The sequence below is a fragment of the Microbacterium sp. genome (genome assembly GCF_036277215.1).
Taxonomy (GTDB): Bacteria; Actinomycetota; Actinomycetes; order Actinomycetales; family Microbacteriaceae; genus Microbacterium.
The window spans coordinates 1-3,171 of record NZ_DASUNI010000268.1 but is presented as its reverse complement, the minus strand read 5'-3'; the positions used below and the strand labels follow the sequence as shown (position 1 = coordinate 3,171).

General features: G+C 67.5%; 6 protein-coding genes. All 6 read right to left on the bottom strand.

Going from position 1 to position 3,171, the window contains the following annotated elements; translation table 11 throughout:
• Positions 1-261 (bottom strand): ATP-binding cassette domain-containing protein (locus tag VFX99_RS13370; RefSeq protein ID WP_329666788.1); only part of this gene is annotated, 261 nt, incomplete at its 3' end.
• A 35-nt stretch (positions 262-296) separates the two neighbouring features.
• Positions 297-953, bottom strand: coding sequence for a regulatory protein RecX (locus VFX99_RS13365; RefSeq protein WP_329666787.1), 657 nt, complete (start codon positions 951-953; stop codon positions 297-299).
• Positions 953-2,002: a recombinase RecA gene (gene recA / locus VFX99_RS13360; RefSeq protein WP_329666786.1), complete on the bottom strand. Its 1,050-nt coding sequence runs from the start codon at positions 2,000-2,002 to the stop codon at positions 953-955. Before recA ends, VFX99_RS13365 begins: the two co-directional genes overlap by 1 nt.
• A gap of 253 nt (positions 2,003-2,255) precedes the next feature.
• Positions 2,256-2,480, bottom strand: a complete 225-nt coding sequence (locus VFX99_RS13355; RefSeq protein WP_329666785.1) for a DUF3046 domain-containing protein — start codon at positions 2,478-2,480, stop codon at positions 2,256-2,258.
• Positions 2,481-2,512: 32 nt separating this feature from the next.
• Positions 2,513-2,821, bottom strand: coding sequence for a helix-turn-helix transcriptional regulator (locus VFX99_RS13350; protein WP_329666784.1), 309 nt, complete (start codon positions 2,819-2,821; stop codon positions 2,513-2,515).
• A 157-nt stretch (positions 2,822-2,978) separates the two neighbouring features.
• Positions 2,979-3,171, bottom strand: a 193-nt coding sequence (locus tag VFX99_RS13345) for a CinA family protein (protein WP_329666783.1), incomplete at its 5' end; no start/stop codon positions are given.

The following is a 3,171-nucleotide window of genomic DNA, read 5'->3' as shown; positions in this document are numbered from 1 at the left end:
GTCCAGGAGCGACTCCTGGAAGACGACGCCGATCGCCTCCCGGACGCGCTCGCCTTCACGACGGACGTCGTACCCTCGGACGCGGACCTCACCCGCATCGAAGGCGAGCACGGTGGTCAGGCAGCCGATCGTCGTCGACTTGCCCGCCCCGTTCGTTCCGACGAAGGCGAAGACGCCTCCATCGGCCACTGAGAACGAGATGTCGTCGACCGCGACTTTCTCGCGATAGCGCTTCGTCAGCCCGGTGACATCGATCGCCACAACGCCCCCTCACCCGTCGCCGGTGTTCTGATGCATCAGCGGAACTGCACGCCACCGCTCGAACGCTGCTCGGCGAGCGCGGTGCGCGCCGCGTTCGACGCCACTGAGCCGGAGTACCCGCGACGGGAGAGCTGACCTATCAGGCGTCGCATGGCCGTGTCCAGATCGTAGCTGCGCAGACCGTGCGCCTTCGAGCGCGCGTATTCGAGCGCTCGGTCGTCGTCATCATCGGGAAGCGACGCAAGCGCCGCATCGGCGACATCGCGAGCGATCCCACGCGCGCTGAGCGTCTGAGCGATGGCACGCCGGCCCTGACCCTTGCGGCTCGTGCCGGCGTACAGAAGCTGCTCCGCGAGCACCGCGTCGTCGATCCAGCCGCGACGGGTTAACAGTTCCACCGTCGCATCGGCGACCGTCGAGTCGATCCCCCGCTGGGTGAGGAACGAGCGTGCTTCGCGTTCGGAAAGCGCACTGCGGCGGAGTCGACGGGTGAGCGCCTCTTCGGCATCGTCCGCCGAAGAGGCGCCGTCCTCTGCGTCCGCACCGTCCAGCGGCGCGGAGGTTCCCTCGTCGCCGCCGGCGCTCTCGAGCGGGATCGCCCAGCGCACCGGCTCTTGGTCGACGGGGGTGGCACCCGGCAGGTAGGTGACGGGGGCGAGTCGCACGCCCCCGTCACCTTCGCGTGCTGTCATCAGGCCGGGCGCCGCGCAGCCAGCTCGTCGCCGGCGGACTCGACCACCTTCGGCTGGCCGATGCCGAGCTTCACCTTGATCTTCGACTCGATCTCAGCGGCGACATCCGCGTTCTTGATCAGGAAGCTGCGGGCGTTCTCCTTGCCCTGACCGAGCTGCTCGCCGTCGTACGTGTACCACGAGCCCGACTTCTTGACGATCTCGTGCTCGACACCGAAGTCGATCAGGCTGCCTTCGCGCGAGATGCCGGTGCCGTAGAGGATGTCGAACTCGGCCTGCTTGAACGGCGGGGCCATCTTGTTCTTGACGACCTTGACGCGCGTGCGGTTGCCGATCGCCTCGGTGCCGTCCTTCATGGTCTCGATGCGACGGATGTCCAAGCGCACCGAGGCGTAGAACTTCAGCGCCTTGCCGCCGGCGGTGGTCTCGGGGCTTCCGAAGAAGACGCCGATCTTCTCGCGCAGCTGGTTGATGAAGATCATCGTGGTGTTGGTCGTGTTGAGCCCACCGGTGAGCTTGCGCAGAGCCTGCGACATCAGGCGCGCCTGCAGGCCGACGTGCGAGTCGCCCATCTCGCCCTCGATCTCGGCCTTCGGCACGAGAGCGGCGACGGAGTCGATCACGATCAGGTCGATCGATCCGGAGCGGATCAGCATGTCGGCGATCTCGAGCGCCTGCTCACCGGTGTCGGGCTGCGAGACCAGCAGCTGATCGATGTCGACGCCGAGTTTCTGCGCGTACTCGGGATCGAGGGCGTGCTCCGCGTCGATGAACGCGGCGATGCCGCCCTGCTTCTGCACGTTGGCGATCGCGTGGAGCGTGAGTGTCGTCTTTCCGGACGATTCCGGGCCGTAGATCTCCACGATCCGGCCGCGGGGCAGTCCGCCGACGCCCAGAGCCACGTCGAGGGCGATGGATCCGGTGGGAATCACTTCGACGGGCGCTCGCTCGTCGCTGCCCAGTCGCATCACCGAGCCCTTGCCGAACTGCCGGTCGATCTGGGCGAGAGCCGATTCGAGGGCTTTCTCGCGGTTTTCGGGTGAGGGCATGGCGTGCTCCTTATGCTCGCGTTCCGTCGCCTGTAGGCTGTCGCGCTCTCCTCCGAGGCCCGGAGAGATCGCTGCGACAAGGCGTGTGGTGTCGTTCGACGTGGTTCACGCTAGGGGTGGGCTCCGACATCCGCCTTCGCCCCTTTCCCGTCGTGTGGACAGTCACGTCTGGACTCCGACTGTGCAGGAGCCTACGCCGGGAAATCGAACGGATCTTCGACGACACGCCGGAGCCGGAGATCCGCGCCGACGGTCAGCTTCGGCGGGGCTGAAGGCGTCCGGCGCCGTACCGGCGCTCGGGGGGCACGTCGGTCTCCGCGCACAGCGCGAGCCACACCTCGCGCGGAGGGACACCGGCATCCAGCGCCTGCGTCGCGGTCCTGTCACCGAGGTCCGAAAGCACCAGGTCGACCAGGAGCGCACCGCCGCGAGGACCGAACTCGTCCGTGACGGCACGATCGAACTCGCTGCGACGCATATCCCGTGGTTCCGCAGCGCCGTCGAGGAGGCTCAGCGCAGGGAGAGCTCGGCGTCGACCGAAGCGACCAGGTCGTCGGGCACGACGTCCGGGAAGGGGTGCATGCCTTCGAGCACGGAGATGCGGTCGCCCACCTCGCGCATGATCGTGGAGATGGGAACGTCGAGGGCTTCGGCGACCGATGCGAGGATCTCGCTGGATGCTTCCTTCTGGCCGCGCTCGACTTCGCTCAGGTAGCCGAGGGCGACGCTGGCGCGGCTCGCGACCTGACGGAGGGTGCGGCCCTTCTGCTGCCGGAAGTCACGAAGGACTTCGCCGATTTCTTGTCGTACCAGTATCATTTGGGCCCCCTCCTCACTTCTGATTCCGCCTCATCCGGGTGGATAACAGTACAACACCGGATCAGGCCAATCTAATCCCGCGGGCTGGGGAATGGGTGGGAATCGCCGAATGTAACCGAGCCGAAACACGGTCTGTTCCGGATCCTCCGGGCGGATCTCAGGTCGTCTCGGCGAGCGCGATCTCCAGGGCCCGCTGCGTCGCCTCGGCTCGGATCTCGGCCCGCGTTCCGGTCAGCGCCATCGCCTCCACACGCACGCCGGCCGGCGTCGCCACGGCGACGTACACGGTGCCGACCGGCCTGCCGCCCTGCGCCGTCGGGCCGGCGACACCGGTGGTCGCGATGCCGACA

Bases quoted from the DNA above. Each gene is read 5' to 3' on its own strand.
- VFX99_RS13355 (WP_329666785.1), bottom strand. From the start codon at position 2,480: ATGCGTCGCAGCGAGTTCGATCGTGCCGTCACGGACGAGTTCGGTCCT.
- VFX99_RS13365 (WP_329666787.1), bottom strand. From the start codon at position 953: ATGACAGCACGCGAAGGTGACGGGGGCGTGCGACTCGCCCCCGTCACC.
- recA (WP_329666786.1), bottom strand. From the start codon at position 2,002: ATGCCCTCACCCGAAAACCGCGAGAAAGCCCTCGAATCGGCTCTCGCC.
- VFX99_RS13350 (WP_329666784.1), bottom strand. From the start codon at position 2,821: ATGATACTGGTACGACAAGAAATCGGCGAAGTCCTTCGTGACTTCCGG.